Source organism: Acidobacteriota bacterium (genome assembly GCA_009838525.1).
In the GTDB taxonomy this organism is placed as follows: domain Bacteria; phylum Acidobacteriota; class Vicinamibacteria; order Vicinamibacterales; family UBA8438; genus VXRJ01.
Window position 1 is genome coordinate 81,097 of sequence record VXRJ01000010.1, and the last position, 21,646, is coordinate 102,742.

Sequence of the window (21,646 nt, forward strand, 5' to 3'; positions counted from 1 at the left end):
ATTATATGCGTCTACTATCGGCCGGCGCGAGTGGAACCTGCAGCCCCACGGAGCGGCGCCGGCCCTGCCGACTGCGGTATTGTTGGAGCCATGCTGACCAACAGGCCCCTGGCCGTCGCGCTTGCCATCATGCTGCTCGGCGCCGGCTGCGCCGGCAATTCAGACGGGCCGATCACACTCCACGATGAGGTGTCTCTGCTCCGTCTGCCGGATGGGGGCCGCTTGCCGAGGGCTCTTTTGGACGACCACGGGACCGTCCATGTCGTCTATTTCGAAGGCGAGCCGCGCGCGGGAGACCTTCGCTACGTCACGCGGGCGTCGGGGGCGTCCGCCTGGTCGGAGCCGCAGTACGTGAACTCGCAGCGGGGCACGGTCGTGGGGATGGGCCCGATCGACGGCGGGCAGATGGCATTGGGCCGCGATGGCCGGCTGCACGTCGTCTGGTTCAAGCTGGGCCGGACCGAGTTCCTCTACACACGGACCAACGATACGGGAACCGGCTTCGAGCCACAGTTCGCGCTTGCCGGTGGAGAAGGCGTGGAGGCAGGGCCGTCAGTGGCCGCCGACGAGTCCGGCAACGTCTACATCTTCTGGCACACGGGAGAGCCGCCCGATTCCGAACGCGCCGTTTTCATGGCCGCCTCGCAGGACGACGGCCGGACGTTCTCGATCCCCCGGCCGATCAGCCCGGCCGCCGAGGGGGCGTGCGACTGCTGCGGGCTGCATGCGCTGGCGGGCGCATCGGGCTCGTCCAGGGGCAACGTCTACGTCTCCTACCGCGGCGCTGGCGACAACATCCGGCGGAGCCAGCGGCTGCTGATGTCAGGGGACGGGGGCGAGACGTTCAGCGACCGCGAGCTCGACCCGTGGGAGATAAACGCCTGCCCGATCTCGACGACCAGCCTCGCCAACGGGCCCGATGGCGTCACCGTGGCCTGGGAAACTGAAGGTCAAGTCTACTTCAGGAAGATCCACGCCGGCGAAACAACCTCGTCGCCGGCGGGAGAGCTCCTGGCGCGGCAGAAGAACCCGGCGGTGGCCGTGAATGAACGGCACGAGACGCTTCTCGCGTGGGGCGACGGTCCGGGCTGGCAGTCGGGCGGGACCTTCCACTGGCAGCTCTTCGGCGAAGGCAGGACGACCGACGACCGCGGGACCGGACCGGAGATTCCGGAAGGGAGCGTGGCCGCCATCGTCGCGGAACCCGACGGCCGGTTCCTCGTCATCTACTAGACGGAAGTCCCCGCGCCGCGCACGGCGCCACGGGAAACCCCTTAGCCGCTGAATCGGCAGTCCTGCCGACGCGCCCGCCAGGGCGCGCTAGTTCGCCACCGGATACTTGGTCAGACCGCCGCCCGCGAACGGCCGCGAAGCAGGGCCCTCGGCAACGAAGACGTTGCCATCCTCGTCGACCGCGATTCCCTCGCCCGCCAGCCCCTGCAAGACCCTCCCCTCGGACGGGATGTGAGGCGGAATGAACCCGGTGACGCGATCCTCGCCTGCCGAACCGATCCGTACGCCGTTCATCCAGCCGTAGTGGTTCCGCTCTGTCGACTCCGAGTCGATGGCGTACAGGGTGTCATCCGCGGTGATGAACAGCCCGCTGATGCGGCTGAACTGGTAGTAGATGTCGAGCAACTCGCCCTCGCGGTCGAAGATCTGGATCCGGTGGTTGCCGCGGTCGGCAACGAACAGCCGCCCCTGCGAGTCGAACTCCACCCCGTGCGGCGTGCGGAACTGCCCGGGACGGAAACCGATCTCGCCCCACTGCTTGATGAAGTTGCCTTCGGCGTCGTACTTCAGGATGCGGCCGGTCCGACCCTCCGGCGGATCGGGATTCTGGCCGCTGTGACCGTCCGAAACGAAGATCTCGCCTGTCGGTCCCCAGGTAACGACGTCGCACGGCTCGTTCAGATGACGTCCCTCCGGGTCGCTGCCCGGCTCGCCGGCCACACCGAGGGTCATGAGGACTTCACCCTCGGGGCTGAACTTGAACACCTGATGTCCGATCTCGTCGTTCCCCTGCGAATCGGTTACCCAGACATTGCCGTCGTCGTCGACGTGCAGACCGTGCGGCAGCACGAACAGTCCCGCGCCGAAGCTGGCGAGCAACTCGCCCGTGTTGCGGTCGTACTTCAGGATCGGATCGACTGTCGGGTTGGCGGCGCAGCCGCCGTCCAGTCCGTTCGCCCCGCAGCGGTCGTACACCCAGACGTGACCGTCGGTGGGATCAATGTCGATGCCCGCCGTCGATCCCCATGTGCGGTCGTCCGGCAACTCAGCCCACTGCGTGAGCACGTCACTGGTCGGGTTCGGCAGGTTACGTTGCACGAGATCGGCATTGCCCATCGGCTCCGCCATTGCTGCGTCGTCGGCCGGCGCCATCTCCGCGCCACCCCCGCAGGCCACCGCGGCGGCCATCGCCACCAGCGCGAAGAGCGTCCCACCGCGCCTGACTACGAATCGATAGTCCATCATGGTCTTCTCTCCTAGGATCCGGTCGTCGGAACCCGTTCAGAAGCCCGATCCTAGCCGAAACCGTTACAGGTTCCAACCGGGGAAACGCACGCCGCCACGGGGACGTCAATCGGCGGTAGGATCGATTCTCGATGGCTTCTTCGGCCCTGGCCGCGCGCCGCACCGCGGTAACCATCGCCATGCTGTTGCTGCCCACAGCCGGCGGCGCCCAGACCGCGCCGCACACCCCCTGGGGAGACCCCGACCTGCAGGGTCTCTGGAACCACGGCACGGCAACCCCGCTCGAGCGGCCCGAACGCTACGGTGAGCGGCCGCTGCTGGACGAGGCGGAAGTTGCGGAGGTGAATGCCGCCCAGACGTCGGCTGAAGGGGTCGGTGCGCGCCGCGTGGTCTGGTGGGAGCGCTCGCTCTCCGACGGGCGGACGGCGATGATCGTCGACCCGCCCGACGGCCGGATTCCGTGGTCGGAGGCGGGCCGCGCAGCGCTTGACGCTCGCTCGCCCGACGGGTTCGACAACCCAGAGGAGCGCAACCTGCCGGGGCGCTGTATCTCGTACGGCATCCCGCGCCTCGGCGGCCCTTACAGTCAGAACATCCATATCGCGCAGGCGCCGGACCAACTGATTCTCTTCTTCGAGATGGTGCACGAGTACCGCGTGGTCTGGCTCGATGGGCGGCCTCGCCTCCCGGACGAAATCCGCCTGTGGCTGGGTGACTCGCGCGGCCGCTTTGAGGGCGACACCCTCGTCGTCGAAACCACCAACTTCCACCCTGACCAGGAGTTCCAGCGTCTCTCGATGGAAAACGTGACGCTCACCGAGCGCTTCACGCGGACCGGCGACGACGCGATCCGCTACGCCGTGACGTTCGAGGACCCGTCGCTCTGGTCCCGCCCGTGGACGGCCGAGATCCGCATGCCGCGGACCGAGGGGCCGATGTTCGAGTTCGCCTGTCATGAGGGCAACGTCGGCATGACCGCGATACTGGAAATCGCGCGGTGGGAAGAAGAGCAGGCCGCAGGACGCTGATGGCGACCCGGGTTCCTGCTCTTGTTTTCGCGGCGGCGCTGGCCCTCGCGGCCCCGGCGGTAACGGCAGGCCAACCGGGGGAGGCCGGATCGCAGCCCGCGGCGCAGTCGGCACCCACGGCCCCGACGGAGATCTTCGGACCGGCACCACCTGTGCCGCCCGCCGTGATAGTGCGTGATGCCAGTGGAGTCACGCTTCGCGCCACACGTATCGGGCAGCGCATCGACATCGATGGCGATCTCGACGAGGAGATCTACGAGCAAGTGCAGTCGATGTCCGACTTCATCCAGAACGATCCGGTCGAGGGAGCGCCGGCCACGGAGCGCACGGAGGTGTGGCTGCTGTTCGACGACGACAACGTCTACGTCGTCGCCCGGTGCTGGGAAACGCGCCCCGACCGGATTGTTGCGAACGAGATGCGGCGCGATAACTTCCGCGTCGTGCGCGACGATAATTTCGCCTGGTCGTTCGACACCTTCTACGACCGGCGCAACGTGATCATGTTCGAGGTGACGGCGGTCGGTGGCCGCATCGACGCGCAGACCACCAACGAGTCGCAGGTAAACATGGATTGGAACCCCATCTGGGATTTCTCCGTGGGCCGCTTCGAAGGCGGGTGGACGATGGAGGCGGCGCTACCCTTCAAGTCGCTCCGCTACCGCGCCGGCGGACCGCAGGTCTGGGGCTTCCAGGCGCGCCGGGTGAACCGCTGGAAGAACGAGTCGTCCTATCTGACGCCGCTTTCGGCCGCGCAGGGACTGCGGGGACACTTCCGCGCATCGCTTGCCGCCACGCTGGTCGGCATCGATGCACCCCCCGCATCGCGCCTATTCGAGGTGAAACCGTACGTGATCGGCGACCTCACGACGAATCTGGCGCCGGCCGATCCGGCAGCGCGGTTGTCGAATGACCCGAACGGCGACTTTGGTATCGACGCCAAGCTGGGTGTCACCGAGGGACTCACCGCCGACTTCACCCTGAATCCCGACTTCGCGCAGGTTGAAGCGGACGAACAACAGATCAACCTGACGCGCTTCAACCTCTTCTTTCCCGAGAAGCGCGAGTTCTTCCTGGAGAACCAGGGGATCTTCAGCTTCGGCGGCGGCGCGACGAGCGGCCGTATTGCGGGAGCGAACGACATGCCGATTCTGTTCTACAGCCGGCGGATCGGCCTCGAGGGGACGCGGGAGGTGCCCCTCCGGGCGGGGGGCCGGCTGACTGGCCGGGCCGGCGCGTTCACGCTCGGGGCGATCAACATCCACTCGGGCGAGCTGCTTGCCGACGCGCCGGTCTCGACCAGCCTGACCCCCGGCGCGTTGGCCGCCGCGGCGCCGCTCGCGCCCGGCACCAACTTCACCGTGCTCCGGGCGAAACGCGACATCCTGCGGCGCAGCACCATCGGCCTGCTCTTCACCGGCCGGTCGCAGAGCCGGATCGGCGACGGGTCGAACGAGGCGTACGGCGCCGACGCCGTCTTCGGCTTTTACGACGACGTCACGATCAACACCCACTGGGCGCAGACCCGCACGCCCGGGCTCACCGGCAACGACACCAGCTACCGCGCACAGCTCGACTACCGGGGCGACCGGTACGGCGTAGAGTTGGAACACCTGCTGGTCGGCGATTCCTTCAATCCGGAGATCGGCTTCGTCCGCCGTCGCGACATGCGGCGCAGCTACGGCCTGTTCCGCTTCAGCCCCCGGCCGCAGAATATCGGTTGGGTCCGCCGCTTCCTGTGGAGCGGGTCGTTCGCCTACGTCGAAAACCTGGCCGGCCAGGTAGAGACACGCGAGGCAACCGGCATCTTCACGATTGAACTCGACAACAGCGATATGTTCACGGTGAACGCCATGAAGTCGTACGAGTTCCTGCCGGTGCCGTTTCCGATCGCGAGGGGCGTCACGTTACCGGTTGCCGGCTACGATTTCACCAACGGCCAGGTGAGCTACCAGTTCGGGCCGCAGCGACGGATCGGCGGCACGATGATGGTGGAGCACGGCACCTTCTACAGCGGAACGAAGACCGCCTTCACGGTCAGCCGGGGACGCGCCAGCATTACGAACCAGTTCTCGGTGGAACCAAGCTGGTCGATCAACCAGATCGACTTGGTGGAGGGGTCGTTCACGACGAATCTGATCGGCTCGCGGATCACCTACACGATGACGCCGCTGATGTTCGCCAGCGCGCTGCTGCAGTACAACTCCGCCGCCGACGCGGTCTCCGCCAACGTCCGGTTCCGCTGGGAGTATCAGCCGGGCAGCGAGCTGTTCATCGTCTTCAACGAACAGCGCGACACGACGATGCGGCGCTTCCCCGGCCTCGTGAACCGGGCGTTCGTCGTGAAGTTCAACCGGCTGTTCCGCTTCTGACCGGCAGCCCTGGTGCAGAAGCCTCCAGACCCGCAGAGGCTATCGAACCCGCCCGTCATCCAGCCTGTTTGAGAGTAGGATAGGGACTTCGACGCGAAGGAGACCGCCATGAAAACCCTCCGAATCGCTGTCGCCGCCGTGACCATCGGCGGTGCCGTCGCGCTTGCCGCGCCGTCGGTCCTCGCGCAGTCGTCGGACGGCTCCGCGCCCACGATGCCGATGCGCACTCCCGACGGCCAGCCCGACATCTCCGGGATCTTCACCTTCCGGACGCTCACCCCGCTGCAGCGTCCCGCCGCTCTCGCCGACAAGGAGACCCTTGACCCGGAGGAAGCGGCGCAGTTCGAGGCGTCCGAGCGGGTGCGGCTGAACCGCGATCTCTTCGACCCCGAGACTGGCGCGCCGAGCGCCGGCTACCAATCACGCGCCGAAGGCGGCGTCCTTTCGTACAACGAGTTCTGGTACGAGCGAGGCATCGAGCTCACCAGCGACAAGCGGACCTCGCTCGTGGTCGATCCGCCAAGCGGCCGGATTCCGTATACCGACGAGTTCGCCCGGGCGCAGCAGATCCGCCGGCTCAACCTCCGGAACGGCTTCGCCGACCACTACACCGACCGCAGCCTCGGCGACCGTTGCCTGATGGGCTCGAACTCCGGTCCGCCGATGCGCCCTGGGTCGTACAACAACAACGTGCACATCTTCCAGACGCCCGGCTACGTCGCGCTGCTGAACGAACACATCCACAACGTCCGGATCATCCCGATCGATCAGCCGCACGCCGAGGTCCCGCAGTGGGTGGGCAGCTCCCGCGGGCGCTGGGAAGGCGAAACACTGGTGGTCGAAACCAGGAACTTCCTGCGCGAGACCAACTTCGCCGGCAGCTCGAAGGATACCTACCTGATCGAGAAGTTCACGCGTATCGACGCCGACACCGTCATGTACGAGTTCACTATCCAGGATCCGAACAACTACACCCGACCCTGGACGGTGGTCATTCCGTTCCGCCGCACCGACGGCGTCCTCTACGAGTACGCCTGCCATGAAGGCAACTACGGCCTGACCGGCATCATGGCCGGCGCGCGGAACAAGAACACGCAGAAGGTCACGTCGCTCGACGAGCAGTAGCCGCCGGCGGTGCGGCGGCCTGATGCATTGGCGCCCCGGTCGGGCGACTATGGAGCCATAATAGCTATAATGTCCACATGAAGGAGATCGCGGCCAGGGAGGCCAAGAACCGGTTTGGACAACTGTTGGATGCAGCCCAGAGCGCACCGGTACGACTGACGAAGAAGGGCCGGCCGGTCGGAGTCGTCATGTCGATGGAGCAGTACGAACGGCTGCGGGGCGCGGCATGGGCGCGCCTGACCGAAACGATGGACCGCCTGGGGGCCGAAGCCACGGCGCGCGGTTTGACCGAAGCCCGGCTGGATGCGCTCCTGAGCGATGACGACTGAACGGGTGGTGATCGACACCAATGTGTTGATCAGCGCGGCGCTCCAACCCTCCGGGTCTCCCCGGGCGGTCATCGACGCCCTCCGCGAGACCGGCGGGATCCTGCTCTTCTCGGACGAGACCTTCGACGAACTGCGGACGCGGATGCTGTCGCCGAAGTTCGATCGGTACGCCCGTCCGGATGCACGCGCCGTCTTCCTCGCACAACTCGAAGCGGTTTCGGCCTGGGTGTCGATTGTCGGCGCGACGCTCGGATGCCGCGATCCGCACGACGACAAGCTCCTCGAAACCGCGTTGCAGGGGCGGGCGGACAGCCTTGTGACCGGCGACGAGGACCTGCTGGTGCTTTCGCCCTTCCAGGGCATTCCCATCCTGACTCCCAGGGATTGGCTTCGACGGTAACGAGCCGCATCCCCCGTAGCGCCCGAACTCCGGCGCGCGGTCAGTGCGTCAGGCCGTAGATCATGTAGTTGATCCCCAGCTCGAAGCCGTTGTTCATCGGCTCGACGGGGAAGAAACCGGTGCCGCCGGACTGCCAGAATTCGGCCAGGTTGGTGTTGTAGTTGGCGATGGCCATAAGGCGGCCATCGGGGTCGTTGTCCTCGAAGAGGCCGAAGTACTCGGGGACGAGCCCCGCCAGGTGGTGATTGAAGGGATTGGGAAGATCCAGTTCCGTCACCTGGAAGAAGCTGTCGAAGATGCGGTGGCCGGGGTCCAGCGGGAGCCACCGGCCGTCGGGCAAGACGCGCCGCATCTGGCCCTCGAAGTTCTCCCACTGGCGGCCTTCGAAGTCGTTGAAGATGACGAAGCCGCCCTTCAGGAGGAAGGCGCGGAGCTGCGCCGCTTCCTCGTCGGTCATCAGCCAGAAGCCGGGCTCCTGCATCAGGGCAATCGGGTGGCGGAAAAGTGCAGGGTCGTCCAGCGTGAGGATGAGGCTTCCCGCGACGTTGGCGTCCACCGTGGTGAAGTCGTCGAGCAGCGTCATCAAGTGCTGCTCGGCACGCGGGAACTCGTGTATCCAGAAATTCGGGCCGCGGCCGTACATTGGCCCGCCCGGTTCGCCGCGGTCCCAGCGCAGGCGAACGAACGTGAAGTCCGCCTTGTAGGGAAGGCCGATGCTGCCCCAGTCACCGACGCCGCGGAACAGCGGCTGCGCGCCGGTTGCCGTCACCGCAACGACGAGCAGAGCCATCGCTAGCGCGGTGGCCGCGACGGCAGCCAGCGCTGGGGCCCGGAGCGACCGCTGCCATCGGCGCATTCGAGGTCCTCTCAAGCGATATTAAGCCACGAACCGAGTCGCCCATGAATGTTGTTTGCCGATTAACATTCACGGCACGAATGCTATTCGCGTTTGGCCAGCATGGACGCCGGCGCACGATGACCGGCATCGCTCGGAAGATTGGCGCCGCCTTGCTGTTGTTCGCGGGCGCGACACTCGTCGTCGCGGCACAGACCCAGCCGCGGCAGCGCGACCGGACGCAGGAGCCGTACGACGCGTTCCAGCGCCCGCCGGGCGACCCCGAGGTGATTCAGCGCGGTCAGGCACTCTACGGCCTTCACTGCCGCGCCTGCCACGGCATCGACTTGCGCGGCGGGGACCTGGGCGGCCCGAACCTGTTGCGGTCGCAACTGGTGCTGCGCGACCGCGAGGGCGAGCTGATCTGGCCCGTGATCCGGGACGGCCAGACGACACTGGGCGGGTCGTCGATGCCGCCGCAGTCGCTCTCGGAGGACGACGCGCTTGCGGTGGCCGTCTACATGCACAGCGTCCTGGCTACCGCGACGCGGCAGGGCGGTCCGCCGGAGGGGGCGGAAGTCGAGTTGAACATCCTCGTCGGCGACGCCGATGCGGGGCGCGCGTACTTCGAGGCGAACTGTGCAGCGTGCCACTCCCCGACCGGCGACCTGGCCGGCATCGCCTCGGAGATCACGGAGTCGCAGGAGCTGCAGAACACCTGGGTGCGCGGGCAGCGGCTCGGCGCCGAGCGGCCGCCGGTCACGGTCACGGTGACGCGGTCGTCAGGTGAGCGCGTCGTCGGTACGCTCGACCGCTACGACGACTTCTACGTCTCGCTGGTGACCGCCGACGGTGAGCGCCGCTCGTTCCGCCGGCGCGGCAACGAACCACGCGTCGAGCTGGACGATCCGGCGGGGCGGCACACGGAGCTGCTGCCGATCTACACGGATACCGACATTCACAACGTCACGGCGTACCTGGCGACGCTACGGTAGGAGGTCGAGGGCATGGTGAAGCGACAAGGAGCCGGCGCCGGACGGACCCGGCGGGCCCTGCTGATGGTCCCGCTGGCGGTGATCGCGCTGTTGCCCGTCGCGGTCGCTTCGGCCCAGAACGAAGACGGGCTCGATCCGGCGGCGCTGCTCGAACCGCTCGAGGCGACGTGGCCGACCTATTCGGGCGATTACACCGGCCGGCGCTACAGCGCGCTGACCCAGGTGAACACCGAGAACGTCCACCAGATGTCACTCGCCTGGACGCGCGCGATCGACACCGGGATGCCGAACCGGCTCGAAGGACCGGGCGCGCCCGACTTCGTCGGCGGAGAGGGCACCGGCGACTTCATCATCGGTGGCCAGCGGCTGAAGGGGGCGATCCTGTACGTGGACGACGTCCTCTACCTCACCGCGCCGGACCACGTCTGGGCGCTCGATGCGCGCACCGGCGACGAGATCTGGCACTACTTCTGGAAGACCCGCGGGAGCATTCACATCGGTAATCGCGGCGCCGCGATCTGGCGGAACGCGCTCTTCTTCGAGACGCCCGACAACTACCTGGTCTCGCTCGACCGCCGCACCGGCGAGGAGCGGTGGCACGTCGAGATTGCGGGCTTCGAGGAGCAGTACTTCTCGACGATGGCGCCGATCGTGGCAGGGGATCACGTCCTGGTCGGCACCGGCAACGATCTCGACGCGCCCGGCTTCCTGCAGTCGTTCGATCCGGAGACGGGGGAGCGGCAGTGGATCTTCTACACGGTGCCGATGACCCTCGATTCCCCCGGCATCGACACCTGGCCGAACCTCGACGCGGCGCGCCACGGCGGCGGCCAGGTCTGGGTGCCGGGCGTCTACGACCCGGAGACGAATTACTACATCTTCGGTACCGGCAACCCGACGCCTGGCTATACAGGCATCGCGCGGCGGGGCGACAACCTGTTTACCTGCACGCTGATCGCGGTTGACGTGGCGACCGGCGAGATGGCCTGGTACTTTCAGACGTCGCCACATGACACGCACGACTGGGACTCGGCGCAGACCCCGATCCTGATCGACGGCGTGATTGACGGCGTTCCGCGCAAGCTGGTCTCGACCGCGGCTCGCAACGGCTACTTCTTCACCGTCGACCGCGTCACCGGAGAGCATGTCGCGACCAGCCGCTACGGCGCCACGGCGAACTGGGCCAGCCACATCCGCGAAACCGGCGAACCAGAGCCCGCACCGGAGAAGGAAGCCATCATTCCGGGCGCGCTGGTCTCGCCGGTCGAGGGCGGCGTCGTGAACTGGCAGCCGCCGGCGTTCAATCCGGATACCGGCCTCTTCTATACGCAGGAGAACAACGGGTTTAATCTGCTCTACCTGACCGACCCCGACCCGCGGGGATCGATGGGGCTGGGCGGAAAGGACCGGATCGTCGTGGGCTCGGGGGGCAACGCCTTCACCGCCATCGACTATCGGACCGGTGAGAAGGTCTGGCGACACCCCTGGCCGGTCGGCGGCGGCGGCGGGGCGGGTGTGCTGACGACGGCGGGCGGCCTGGTCTTCACGGGCGACGGCAGCGGGAACTTTGTGGCGTTCGACGCCGCGACCGGGGAACTGGTCTGGCACACGCGCGTCGGCAACATCTCGAACGCTCCCCAGACCTACCTGGTGGACGGCCGGCAGCACGTCTTGATCGCCGTGGATCAACGGCTGTTTGCGTTCGTGCTGAATTAGCGGGGCGCAGGCGCCAGCCGCCTTGACCGTGGCAGCGGCACGTGCCAACGGCTACGAATCGCTCGCGCCTTGCAGAATCCTCGCCGTCGATATCGCCTGCCCGGCATGCCGCGTGCAGTGCTCCGCCGCATGGAAGACCAGGCCCAGCGTAGTGCTCGGAAGGCCCAGGCGACCGACCTTCCTGGGGGCCAGGAGATCCTCCCGGGTGGTGGCCCGCAACTGGTCCAGCGCACGCTCGATCAATGCACCGGCGGCGGCCACGGCCTCGCCTAGCGATTCGGGCGGTTCGCCGGGCTCGCGTTCGGTCCGTGCGGCGGCCCGCTGCGCGTCGGACAGCATCTCGCCCCGCGCATAGGTGAGCAGGCGATCGAGCGCTCCTCCCAGGTGGCGGACGTGAAAGCCGATCGACGCAGCGCCCCCGGGGCGCTGCCAGACATGGTCGGCCGGCACCGACGCGACCAAGCCCTCGATATCCTCGCGCGCCTGCAGCAAGGAGTGCACGGCCGGCATGAGCAGCGGCTCGAAGCCTTCGACGGGGCCGCGGAGCCAGACTTCAGGTTGCGTTGTCATCCGGTCTCCTTCGCTTTCTCGGCACCGCTCAAGAGCGCCGCGTCCACTTCCGAGATAATCGCGTCGGCTGCGGCGGCGGGGTCCGGCGCGTGCAGGATCGGACGTCCCACCACCAGATAGTCGGCGCCCGCCCGGATCGCATCCGTTGGCGTCGTCAGCCGCTTGTGATCGTCCGCCCCGGAACCCGCCGGCCGGATACCCGGGCTGACGATGACCACCTCGCGCGCGCCATCCCGCGGCCAGCGGTTGCGGCAGAGCGCGATCGCATCCCCGGACGCGATGATCCCGTCGCAACCGCGGTCGAGAGCCGAGCCGGCCCGCTCGAGGATCCACTCGTTCATCGTCATTCCCTGTGCCACGGCCGCAGGCGCGACCTTCGGAAAATCCTCCGCCGACAGGCTCGATACGAAGGGCACCATCAGCAGTTGCGGCGTCGCGCTCTCCCCGCGTGCCGCCCGCGCTCGCTCGATGTCACGCGCCTGCATGTTCTCGTGCAGCGTCAGGAACCGGACCTGGGGATCCCGCGCCAGATCGCCCACGACGTCCGCCACCGTGTTCCCGATGTCCGGCACTTTCAGGTCGACGAAAATCTGGCGCCCGGTGCCCGTAATCGACTGCCACAGCTCCGCCAGTCCGCGCGTCCGCAACCCCGCCATCAGCAGGCGCCAGCCCAGCTTGAACATCCGCACGCGCCGAAGCTGATCCGCCAGCTCCGCCCCGCGCTCGATGCTGTCGACGTCGAGCGCCACGATCAATCGTTCCTGTCCGGGGGTCTGCGCCATGGGGCCTGATGGTACAGTAGCGATCAGGCCTAAGGCAGGCCTTCCGGAGGGATGGCCGAGCGGTCGAAGGCGGCGGTCTTGAAAACCGTTAGCGGGGAAACTCGCTCCAGGGTTCGAATCCCTGTCCCTCCGCCATAGTTGCACTGCGCCGCGCAGACTTACTCGCCGCTTCGAAGCATCTCCGAGGGATCGGTGGCCGCCGCCCGTCGGGCGGGAATCCAGCACGCCATCCCGGCCACGAGCGCCAGCACGCCGGCGACCGCGGCCACCGTGACTGGATCAAGCGGAGAGACGCCGTACAGGACCGCGGCGAGGGCTTGTGTTCCCAGGGCGGTCGCGGCGAGACCCGCGACTATTCCCGTCGCCGCGAGCCGCAGGCCTCGCCACGCGACGAGGCGGCGTAGCGCGCGCGGGCTCGCTCCCAGCGCCGAACGGATCGCCATCTCTACCCGTCGCTGCCTCGCGTCGAAAGACACGATGCCGAACAGACCCACCGTGACCAGCACGAGCGTCACCAGTCCGAAGGCGATCGAGATCTGCACCGCGAGTCGCGGGCGCGCGAGCTCGGCGGCGAGCAGCTCGTCCATCGGTGTCAGCGTGTCTATGGGTACCGACGGCTCGATGCCCTGAAGGGTCTCGCGGACGGTGGCCAGCAACGTCGCGGGCGGCCGCTCGGTGCGAATCGCGAGGTTGCTGGCGTCGAAATGGAACGACTGAATGGCCGGATAGTAGACCGTCATCCAGTTGTTGATGAGCTCGCGATACCTCAGGTCGGCGGCAACCCCCACCACCGTCGACCACTCGAAGCTCGGACTGATCCGGACCCGTTTGCCGATCGGGTCCTCGCCAGGCCAGTAGCGCGCGGCGGCGCTCTCGCTCACGATCGCCACGAGTTGCGCATCGGCCGTGTCGGTGCGCGAAAAGGCGCGCCCGCTCACAATCGGGATACCCATCGTCTCGAAATACCGCGGCATCGCGATATCCCAATTGGCCCACTCGTTCGTCGCCGACTCGTCCGGCGTCTGGCCTTCGAACTGAAAGGGAGAGCTGAGACCGGTCGTGGCCGTGCCTGGCGGCAGGTGATACGGCGCCGCCGAGATCACGCCGGGAATCCGTTCGACGGCTTCAATCGCGCGGTCGTAGAACGCTCGAACCTCGTCGGGAGTGCGATAGCGCTGCCACGGCAGGAGTATCCGCGTCGTCACCACACCGTCGGATTCGAGCCCACGGTCTATCGATTGCAGTTGCCCCAGCGACCGGGTCAAGAGCCCGGCCGCGACGAGGACCACCACGGCGAACGCAATCTGGACGGCGGCCATCACCTGGAGCCGGCGGCCGGTTCCGCGTGCATGCTCGGCCGAGCGATGCGTAAGGAATCCCCACAGTCTCGTCACCCGCGTCTGCCACGCCGGAGCGGTACCGAACACGAGGGTCCACACCGCCATCGCGACGACGGCGAACACCAGCACCTGGGGACTGAGCGACGCCTCGGCAATGCGCGGCGCCTGACCCGGATCGACGACGCTGGTGAGCGCGAGTAGTCCGCGACTCAGAATCAGCGCGCCGCCGACGCCCGCCACACCGAGAACCCCCGCCTCGATCACGGTCTGTCTCAGGAGCTGTCCGCGAGTCGCGCCCAGCGCCGACCGCACCGCCATCTCGACGCGGCGGGACTCGGCCCGCATGAGCAGCAGGATGGCGACGTTCGCCCCCGCGACGAGAAACACGAGCGCGGCGCCGGCCAGCAAGAGCGCCAGCGTGGGCCGAACGTGTCCGAAGACCGTGTCGGCCAGCGGTGTCGCCACGATCGGCATCCGCGGGTAGTCCTCCGGGTACGCCGCGCTCAGCCGGCCGTGGATGACCTCCAGTTCGGACTGCGCCTGGCCGATCGTGACGCCCGGCGCGAGTCTTCCCACGACGTGGAACTGGAAGCCCCGCGGGTTGTCCAGAGTCACGTAGGGGTCGCGCGCGAACGCCGGAACCAGCGGCAACCAGATATCGGCGTCGACCGGGTAGGCCCTGTCGGGCTGCAGCACGCCGACAATCGTGATTGGGGTGTCTCCGGCGTTGCTGATGCGCTGTCCGACGAACGCCGGGTCCCCGCTCACCCGGCGCCAGAAACGGTGGCTGACAACGGCGACGAGCTCGGCTCCCTCGACGTCGTCGCCGGCTTCGAGGAGGCGCCCGTAGGCAGGCCGGGCTCCGACGGTGCGCAGAAGTTCGGCCGAGGCCCGCACCATATTGGCTGTGACCGGTTCGTCGTCGATCACGACGGCGTCCGTCGCGCCGTCGGCATAGTTGATGGCGGCGATTGCCTCGAAGCCCGACACCTCGTCCTTCCAGACCAGATACTCGGGATACGAGATCGGAAACAGCACACCGTTGCCTCGCTCGACGTCGTCCTTCCAGACCCGAACCAGCCGGGAATCGTCCTCACCGATCGGTTGCAGAATCACCGCGTCGGTAACCGCGAACAGCGTCGTCACGGCCGCGAGACCGAGACTCAGCGTGGCGATCGCAACCGCCGAGGCGAGCGGCTGGCGACCGAGGCCACGCAACGCGAAACGGAGATCCGACACAATTCTCTGATCGTAGCGCCAAGCACTCGCCCGGACGGTAATCAAGAGCGGGGTGAGCCTCGTCATTAATCGTGATGTCATCGACCGTGCCGACGCGGGCAGTGAAGCGCGCTCTCTGCCGACCGTCCATTGATGAGGTTCCAGCTCAGTGAAGAAAAAGCGACCGCCTACCGCAACCGTGGCTCTGTGGCTTGTGCTCGGCTGGACGCTGCCCGCCGGCGCGCAGGTTGCCGACGCCGACCGGTACTGGGGGCAGTGGCGAGGGCCGGAAGCCAACGGGGTTTCCCGGCACGCCGATCCGCCGCTCACTTGGAGCGAGACCGAGCACGTCGCCTGGAAGGTCGAGGTTCCCGGGCGCGGGTCGGCTTCGCCGATCGTGTGGGACGACAAGGTTTTCCTCCTGACCGCGGTTCCGTTCGGGGAACCGGTGCCGCTCGAAACGCCCGATCCCCCGCAGCGCCAGGCCCGGGCGGAACGGCGCGGCAGCCGCGGTGATCGGGGCGGTCGTGGCGGACGCCGGGGTCCGCACGAGGTGCGGGCGCACCGGTTCATGGTCCTGGCTTTCGACCGCGAGACCGGCGACATCCTGTGGGAGCGCGTGGCCCACGAGGCGCTTCCCCACGAAGGCTACCAACAACCCAACGGCAGCTACGCCTCGGGTTCGGCGGTGACCGACGGCGAGAGGCTCTATGCATTCTTCGGATCGTGGGGCCTCTACGCCTACGACCTCGACGGCGAGCCGCTGTGGGAAGTCGATCTCGGCACCCGGCACATGCGTAACGCGTTCGGAGAAGGAACGACTCCGGCCCTGTATGGCGACACGCTGGTCGTGACCTGGGATCACGTCGGCGGCCAGTCGTTCGTCGCCGCGCTCGACGCCCGCACCGGGGAGGAGCGGTGGCGGTCGAACCGGGACGAGATCGACACCTGGGCCACGCCGCTCGTCGTCGAGCACGACGGCCGCGCGCAGGTGGTCACCCCGGCCATGAACCAGGTCTACAGCTACGACCTCGAGACCGGCTTGACGGTCTGGCACAGCCGTGGCACCACCATGAACGCGATTCCATCCCCCGTGCACGCCGACGGGATGGTCTACGTCATGAGCGGTTACCGTGGCAACAACCTGCAGGCCATCCGTCTGGCCGACGCGCGCGGCGACATCGCCGGCACCGATGCCATCGCCTGGCAACTCGACCGCGACACCCCCTACGTGCCGTCTCCGTTGCTCTACGACGATGTCCTGTATTTCCTGAAGAGCAACGACGGCATCCTGTCCGCACTGGATCCGGCGACCGGTGAGCCGCACTATGCGCTCCAGCGCCTGCAGGCGACGCCCAACGTCTTCGCCTCGCCGGTCGGGGCAGCCGGACGGGTCTATATCACGGGCCGCGACGGCGCGACCCTCGTACTCCGGCAGGGGTCCCGCTACGAGGTGCTGGCCGTGAACCAGCTCGACGATGGCTTCGATGCCTCACCCGCGCTGGTGGACGACGAGCTGTTCCTGCGTGGGTACCGTTACCTGTACAAGATCGCTGAGGACTAGGCGTTCAGTAGTGCGCTCACGTCCCGCCACAACTTATCGAACGACGGCGCCGTCCGAGCCGCCTCGAGATCGAAGATCGCCGTGAACGCGGGTTGATGGAGGGTCTGCCGGTAGCGCTGTCCTGTCGGCATTTGCTTGCTCAGCCAACCCTTAGCGTCTCTGATCGACTCGGGATGCTTCGGCCGGACCGTACCTGGATGAACGCCGTGCCGTCCGGCAATTGAACCTGCTGCTGCCAAGAACCAAGCTTCGTACTCCGACGCCGCCAACACGACGCGGATGGCTCGGTCCCCTCGTGCTTCGGTGGCACGGCGCAACAACTGTGGTCCCAGTTCGGCGGGGCAGTCACCGTTGGCATCGAGCAAGACCAGTACGCCACCACCTGTCTGCCCCTGCCGGGCGGCGAACTCAACGGCTCGCTCCAGTTCACCGGCCTTCAACACGCGCTGTCGGTTGACACAGATTGGCCGCGGTAGCCGCAAGGAGAGGGCGGGCGCGACCTGTTCCGCGATGCGCCGTAGCAGAATCGGAACCGCCTCGACCTCGCCGTGACCCTCGACAATGGTTGCGAGTCGGAACACAGCTCAGGATTCGGGACCGAACAGCGCGATCTGGCGTAGCGACACGTTCGCGAGTCGGGGATCTGGCTCGAGCTGCCCCATCCGGAGCAACTCGCCGGCCGTATACAGTTGATCTCGAAGCACCGCGCGCCCGACGTCGTTCAGCGGACCGATGCGCGTTTCGCCATGCTTGGCCACGACCGAGAAGATCGAATCGGCCGTTATCTCATCATCGTCCAGCAGATCCGGGCTGTGGCTCGTAACCAGCACCTGGGCGTGCTCGGCCGCGTCGCGGAGTCCGTCGACCAGGACGCCAGCAGCCGCGGGATGCAGGGCCACCTCCGGTTCCTCTATACCGACGAGGCTGCGACGCGTCGCGCCATCGCCCGCGCCTTGGAAGAGCGCCAGAAGCACACCAAGAGCCCGTAGGGTTCCGTCGGACATGTTGCTGGCAAAGAACCGCCACGGATAGTGAGCGCCCCGCACTTCCTGTCGGAATTCCAGAGTGTCCCGAGGACCTACCGACCGACGATCGACGCCCGCGACACCAGGAACGACCTTTCCTAGATAAGTCTCGATTCGTTGCTTGAAAACCGGTGCCCGAGTCGCCAGGTTGGACAGGACGCTCGCCGCGTTACTACCGTCCCGTTTCAGGAGATCTCCCGGATCAGGCGGCTGCAAATCCCTGATCGCTTCGGGATTGAGGTTGTAGAACCCCAGACCCGAAAGTGCATCGTACACGGGCCGAAAGGCGTTGAGACCCGAGGCGTTGACGAGGTACAAACGGTCGGCAACGGCGGCCGGAGGGAGGGAAAGGGCACTCCGGGTGACATGTCCGCCCTCCACTTCATAGAACTGCGGCTCGACACCGTCGCGACTCAGCACATAGCATTCCTCGCGCTGCACCTCGAAGCCCCCCTGCGGCTTGGCGCCCACCTCGAATGCGTAGTGTCCCCATGATTCGCCGAGATTGAAGGCAACGCGGATCCCGAAATGCGTCGGATGACCGCCCGACCGGCGGCGCACCTCGTTGATCCCCCCGCGGTCACGCAGCGCATGGTCTATCGAGAATCGCAGCGAATCGGCCACGAAGCGAAGCGCGTCAAGAAAGTTGCTCTTGCCCGATCCGTTAGCACCCACGAGGAACGACAGCTGCGCGGGCGCCACGTCGCACGCGGCGATGCTCTTGTAGTTCCGAAGGACGACACGGGTTAGAAGCCGACGATCCATGGTCCGTGCAGCCTAGCGCCTACGACGCGGGGCCGCAACACCACCGCGTAGTGGACGTGGGACCGTCACGAGCGCTGTGTCAGCGAGGCCCCGCCGCTACCACGGAAACCGGTAGGCTCGCTGCCTCCGATTCCCATGGCCCAGGAGGCAGCACCCTGCGAGGGGTGAAGGGGAGCAGCACATCGCGTTAACGGTGGGCGGAGAAGTGCCGGGGCTGATCGTCTTCCGGCTGCCGGACTGAGCCCTCCGGCGGCACCTCAGCGCAGCGGCACGTCGGGGAAGCCCTCGTCGCCCGGCTCGAGTTGCACGCCGTAGGCGTTGAGCGACATCGAGGTCGCCCGGTAAGAACTGGGCGTGTAGACGGCGCTCATCGCCTCGACGGCGTCGTATTCCGCGGTGAGGGCGCGCCAGGTCTCGTCCGAGACAATCGCGTTCTGGTACAGCTCGTCGACGAGCCGCAGCAGGATCGCTTCGCGGCCGCCGGCGCCCGGTGCATCCGGACCGAGGGCCACGGCGCGCGGGTCGACGCCATGATCGCGTGCGCGGCCCACCGTGCCGACGTGCTTGGCCCACTCGTAGACCGCCTGACAGTTCCATCCGATGCGCAGGATCAGGATCTCCCGGTCGTGCGGCGAGAGGGGCGAGATGCGGTTGATGTAGCCCGCCCTGGGGCCGCGCGCTTCGGCCATCGCGGGATGCCGCGCGAACGTCCGCCTGACCGCGATGCCGGGCCCGTCGAGCGGCTCCAGTCGCGCTGTTGCCAGCCGCGGCTCGCGCTCGGGCACCGTGATCCGGTAGGGCACGTCGGCAGGGAACCGATCCGGCGTGTCGTCATCCGGCTGGATGCCGAACGCGTTGTAAATCATCGACAGCACCATGAAGTGGTTGGCGGTCTCGACCGCGTCGATCAGGTTATGTTCGCTGAAGCGCGCGGCAAGGGCGCTCCAGGTGGCGTCGGCCACCGACGAGTTCAGATACAACTGATCCGCCAGTTGCAGGAGCGTCCGCTCGAGCGGGTCCCATCCCGCCGCGTCCGGTCCCTCCGCGATGCGGCGGATCTCGCCGTCCGTCATCCCGCCGTCACGCGCCCGCGCCGCGTTCGTCGCCCAGATCGGCTGGTTGCCGCACAGCCAGGCCGCCCGGAGGATCAACAGCGACCGGTGCCGCGGCGTCAGCGTCGACGCCTCCGTCAGGTAAACCGTGAACGGCATCAGACCTTCCACGATGGCGGGGACGTTGAGCAGCGTGTGGAGCTGGTTATCGGAGCGGCCGTCGCCCGCATACCTGTCCACCAGGCGGCGGTGCTCGTCGGTCCACTGCGACTCCGGGAGCGGCGCGATGCGCGGCGCGGACAGACCCACCGGTTGCCGATCTCCGGGCGGCGGGTCGGGCAGCGCCTGGGCCATGGCCGGACCGGCGCCGAGCAGGGTGAGCAGCGCTGCTCCGGCAACCGCGATGCGAAACATCCTCTTCGCCATGGCTATACCTCCCTCGGGGCGAACGTCCCGTTCGCGGAACACCCAAGTCTTGCTCCGGCCAACCCCTTACGACGGGCTTCGGGCCGCGTACGCGCGCAACCCCTTCCAGATGCTGTAGCACAGCGCCAGCAGTAACAGGGCGAACGGGAAGCCGGTGGCCAGCGCCGCGGTTTGCAGCGCCACGAGCCCGCCGCCGAGCAGCAGGGTGATGGCGACGATGCCCTCGAACGCACACCAGAAGACACGTTGGGCGACCGGCGCGTCGAGCTTGCCGCCAGCGGTGATGGTGTCGATGACCAGCGAGCCGGAGTCGGAAGACGTTACGAAGAAGACGACCACCAGCACGATGCCGACGACGGACGTGAGGCCGGCAAACGGAAGCACCTCCAGCATCCGGAACAGGGCGAGTTCCGGCTGCTGTGCCTGGACCGCCTCGACCGCGGCGGTTTGGCCCGCGGCCAGGTAGTGCGACAGCGCGGTCGCACCGAAAGCGTGCATCCAGAGCGCGGAGACCAGCACCGGCATGACCAGCATGCAGCCGACGAGGGCGCGCACCGTGCGTCCCCGTGAGACCCGCGCGATGAACATGCCGACGAAGGGCGTCCACGAGAGCCACCACGCCCAGAAGAAGGTGGTCCACCCGTGTAGGAAGTCGAAGTCGTCCCGGCCGACCCACGAGCTGAGCGGTCCGATCGCCACCGCATAGTGGCCGAGGCTGGCGACGAATCCCGAGAGCAGGTCGAAGGTCGGGCCGGCGGCCAGCACAAACGCGAGCAGCACCACGGCCAGTAGCAGGTTGGCCTGGCTCAGGCGCTTGATGCCCCGGTCCATCCCCGCAACCACCGAGGCCATGGCGATGGCCGTGATGCCGGCGATCAACAGAACCTTCGTCGTATCCGTGTCCGGCACGCCGAACAGGTGCGCCAATCCCGCCGCCGTCTGCTCGGTGCCCAGGCCCAGCGACGTCGCCAACCCGAAGAGGGTGGCGAACACGGCGAGGATGTCGATGACGTGGCCGAAGCGGCCCCACACCGCTTCGCCCAGAATCGGATAGAACCCGGATCGCAGCGTAAGCGGCAATCCGAGGTTGTAAGCCGAGAAGGCGAGTGCGAGTGCGACTACCGCGAACATCGCCCATGCATGCACGCCCCAATGGAAGATGGCGGAGGCGATCGCGAGCCGGTGCGCGGCGGCGCTGTCTGCCGGGTCGACGCCGAGCGGCGGATTCAGGAAGTGGTCGAGCGGCTCGGCCACCCCGAAGAACATCAGGCCGATGCCGATGCCGGCCGCGAACAGCATGGAGAACCATGACCAGACTGAGTAGTCGGGCCTGGCGTCGGGACCACCGAGGCGGATGCGGCCGAGCGGCGTCACCAGCAGCATCAGGCAGAAGACGACGACGATGTTCCCGGCACTCATGAAGACCCAGTCAAACGTCGACGTCAGCCACGTGTAGAGCGCGTCGAAAACGCCGGCCGCCGCGTCCAGGAACGCCAGCACGCCGGCGACGAACGCGATGATCGTGAGGCTGGAGACGGCGAAGACCGGATTGTGGACGTCGAGACCGAGGAACTGGACGTTGTCCCGACCGAGCTCGTAGCTCGTCCGCCCGGGGATCGCCATGCGCCG

General features: G+C 67.3%; 18 protein-coding genes and 1 tRNA gene. 10 read left to right on the forward strand and 9 right to left on the reverse strand.

Translation table 11 applies throughout. The features are described from left to right. Window positions 1–90 precede the first annotated feature (90 nt). Window positions 91–1,233 carry an exo-alpha-sialidase gene (locus F4Y45_01870; protein ID MXY23253.1) on the forward strand — a complete coding sequence of 381 codons (1,143 nt, stop codon included), beginning with the start codon at window positions 91–93 and terminating at the stop codon, window positions 1,231–1,233. A gap of 87 nt (window positions 1,234–1,320) precedes the next feature. On the opposite strand, the gene F4Y45_01875 is transcribed toward F4Y45_01870, so the two are convergent. After that, the gene (locus F4Y45_01875) at window positions 1,321–2,478 is read right to left on the reverse strand and encodes a hypothetical protein (protein MXY23254.1); all 1,158 of its coding nucleotides are present in this window, start codon (window positions 2,476–2,478) and stop codon (window positions 1,321–1,323) included. A 131-nt stretch (window positions 2,479–2,609) separates the two neighbouring features. On the opposite strand from F4Y45_01875, the gene F4Y45_01880 reads away from it, so the two are divergent. The 5 genes from F4Y45_01880 to F4Y45_01900 all read left to right on the forward strand — a co-directional run bounded on the left by F4Y45_01880 (window position 2,610) and on the right by F4Y45_01900 (window position 7,729). After that, window positions 2,610–3,506 carry a hypothetical protein gene (locus tag F4Y45_01880; protein ID MXY23255.1) on the forward strand — a complete coding sequence of 299 codons (897 nt, stop codon included), beginning with the start codon at window positions 2,610–2,612 and terminating at the stop codon, window positions 3,504–3,506. Next, window positions 3,506–5,875: a carbohydrate binding family 9 domain-containing protein gene (locus tag F4Y45_01885; GenBank protein ID MXY23256.1), complete on the forward strand. Its 2,370-nt coding sequence runs from the start codon at window positions 3,506–3,508 to the stop codon at window positions 5,873–5,875. Before F4Y45_01880 ends, F4Y45_01885 begins: the two co-directional genes overlap by 1 nt. A 108-nt stretch (window positions 5,876–5,983) precedes the next feature. Next, window positions 5,984–7,000, forward strand: a complete 1,017-nt coding sequence (locus F4Y45_01890; protein ID MXY23257.1) for a hypothetical protein — start codon at window positions 5,984–5,986, stop codon at window positions 6,998–7,000. Window positions 7,001–7,077: 77 nt separating this feature from the next. Continuing rightward, window positions 7,078–7,329, forward strand: a complete 252-nt coding sequence (locus F4Y45_01895) for a type II toxin-antitoxin system Phd/YefM family antitoxin (GenBank protein ID MXY23258.1) — start codon at window positions 7,078–7,080, stop codon at window positions 7,327–7,329. Then, complete coding sequence (locus F4Y45_01900; protein MXY23259.1) at window positions 7,319–7,729, forward strand: putative toxin-antitoxin system toxin component, PIN family; 411 nt, start codon at window positions 7,319–7,321, stop codon at window positions 7,727–7,729. The genes F4Y45_01895 and F4Y45_01900 overlap by 11 nt, the downstream gene beginning before the upstream one ends. Before the next feature lie 40 nt (window positions 7,730–7,769). Here the strand turns inward: F4Y45_01900 and F4Y45_01905 are convergent, their stop codons facing one another. Then, window positions 7,770–8,585: a DUF4159 domain-containing protein gene (locus F4Y45_01905; protein MXY23260.1), complete on the reverse strand. Its 816-nt coding sequence runs from the start codon at window positions 8,583–8,585 to the stop codon at window positions 7,770–7,772. Between the two features lie 44 nt (window positions 8,586–8,629). On the opposite strand from F4Y45_01905, the gene F4Y45_01910 reads away from it, so the two are divergent. Then, complete coding sequence (locus F4Y45_01910; protein MXY23261.1) at window positions 8,630–9,559, forward strand: c-type cytochrome; 930 nt, start codon at window positions 8,630–8,632, stop codon at window positions 9,557–9,559. A 63-nt stretch (window positions 9,560–9,622) separates the two neighbouring features. After that, a complete protein-coding gene (locus F4Y45_01915; GenBank protein MXY23262.1) occupies window positions 9,623–11,275 on the forward strand; it encodes an acido-empty-quinoprotein group A in 1,653 nt (550 codons plus the stop codon). Between the two features lie 51 nt (window positions 11,276–11,326). On the opposite strand, the gene F4Y45_01920 is transcribed toward F4Y45_01915, so the two are convergent. Together F4Y45_01920 and pyrF are read right to left on the reverse strand one after the other, a co-directional pair. Beyond that, on the reverse strand, window positions 11,327–11,845 hold the full coding sequence (locus F4Y45_01920) for a DinB family protein (protein MXY23263.1): 519 nt from the start codon (window positions 11,843–11,845) through the stop codon (window positions 11,327–11,329). Continuing rightward, window positions 11,842–12,627 carry an orotidine-5'-phosphate decarboxylase gene (gene pyrF, locus F4Y45_01925; protein MXY23264.1) on the reverse strand — a complete coding sequence of 262 codons (786 nt, stop codon included), beginning with the start codon at window positions 12,625–12,627 and terminating at the stop codon, window positions 11,842–11,844. Before pyrF ends, F4Y45_01920 begins: the two co-directional genes overlap by 4 nt. Window positions 12,628–12,672: 45 nt before the next feature. Between pyrF and F4Y45_01930 the strand changes: the two genes are divergently transcribed. Further along, window positions 12,673–12,762: transfer RNA gene (locus F4Y45_01930), tRNA-Ser, on the forward strand. 23 nt (window positions 12,763–12,785) lie between these two features. Here F4Y45_01930 and F4Y45_01935 read toward each other — a convergent pair. After that, a complete protein-coding gene (locus F4Y45_01935; GenBank protein MXY23265.1) occupies window positions 12,786–15,791 on the reverse strand; it encodes an ABC transporter permease in 3,006 nt (1,001 codons plus the stop codon). On the opposite strand from F4Y45_01935, the gene F4Y45_01940 reads away from it, so the two are divergent. Continuing rightward, window positions 15,757–16,749, forward strand: coding sequence for a PQQ-like beta-propeller repeat protein (locus F4Y45_01940; GenBank protein MXY23266.1), 993 nt, complete (start codon window positions 15,757–15,759; stop codon window positions 16,747–16,749). The two genes, F4Y45_01935 and F4Y45_01940, sit on opposite strands and share 35 nt — an antisense overlap. Here the strand turns inward: F4Y45_01940 and F4Y45_01945 are convergent. The 4 genes from F4Y45_01945 to F4Y45_01960 all read right to left on the reverse strand — a co-directional run bounded on the left by F4Y45_01945 (window position 16,746) and on the right by F4Y45_01960 (window position 21,640). Then, window positions 16,746–17,330: a DUF4276 family protein gene (locus F4Y45_01945; protein MXY23267.1), complete on the reverse strand. Its 585-nt coding sequence runs from the start codon at window positions 17,328–17,330 to the stop codon at window positions 16,746–16,748. The genes F4Y45_01940 and F4Y45_01945 overlap by 4 nt on opposite strands. Window positions 17,331–17,333: 3 nt before the next feature. Next, window positions 17,334–18,539, reverse strand: coding sequence for an AAA family ATPase (locus F4Y45_01950; GenBank protein ID MXY23268.1), 1,206 nt, complete (start codon window positions 18,537–18,539; stop codon window positions 17,334–17,336). A 257-nt stretch (window positions 18,540–18,796) separates the two neighbouring features. Then, a complete protein-coding gene (locus tag F4Y45_01955) occupies window positions 18,797–20,017 on the reverse strand; it encodes a carboxymuconolactone decarboxylase family protein (protein ID MXY23269.1) in 1,221 nt (406 codons plus the stop codon). Between the two features lie 66 nt (window positions 20,018–20,083). Next, window positions 20,084–21,640 carry a BCCT family transporter gene (locus F4Y45_01960; protein ID MXY23270.1) on the reverse strand — a complete coding sequence of 519 codons (1,557 nt, stop codon included), beginning with the start codon at window positions 21,638–21,640 and terminating at the stop codon, window positions 20,084–20,086. Window positions 21,641–21,646: the final 6 nt, after the last annotated feature.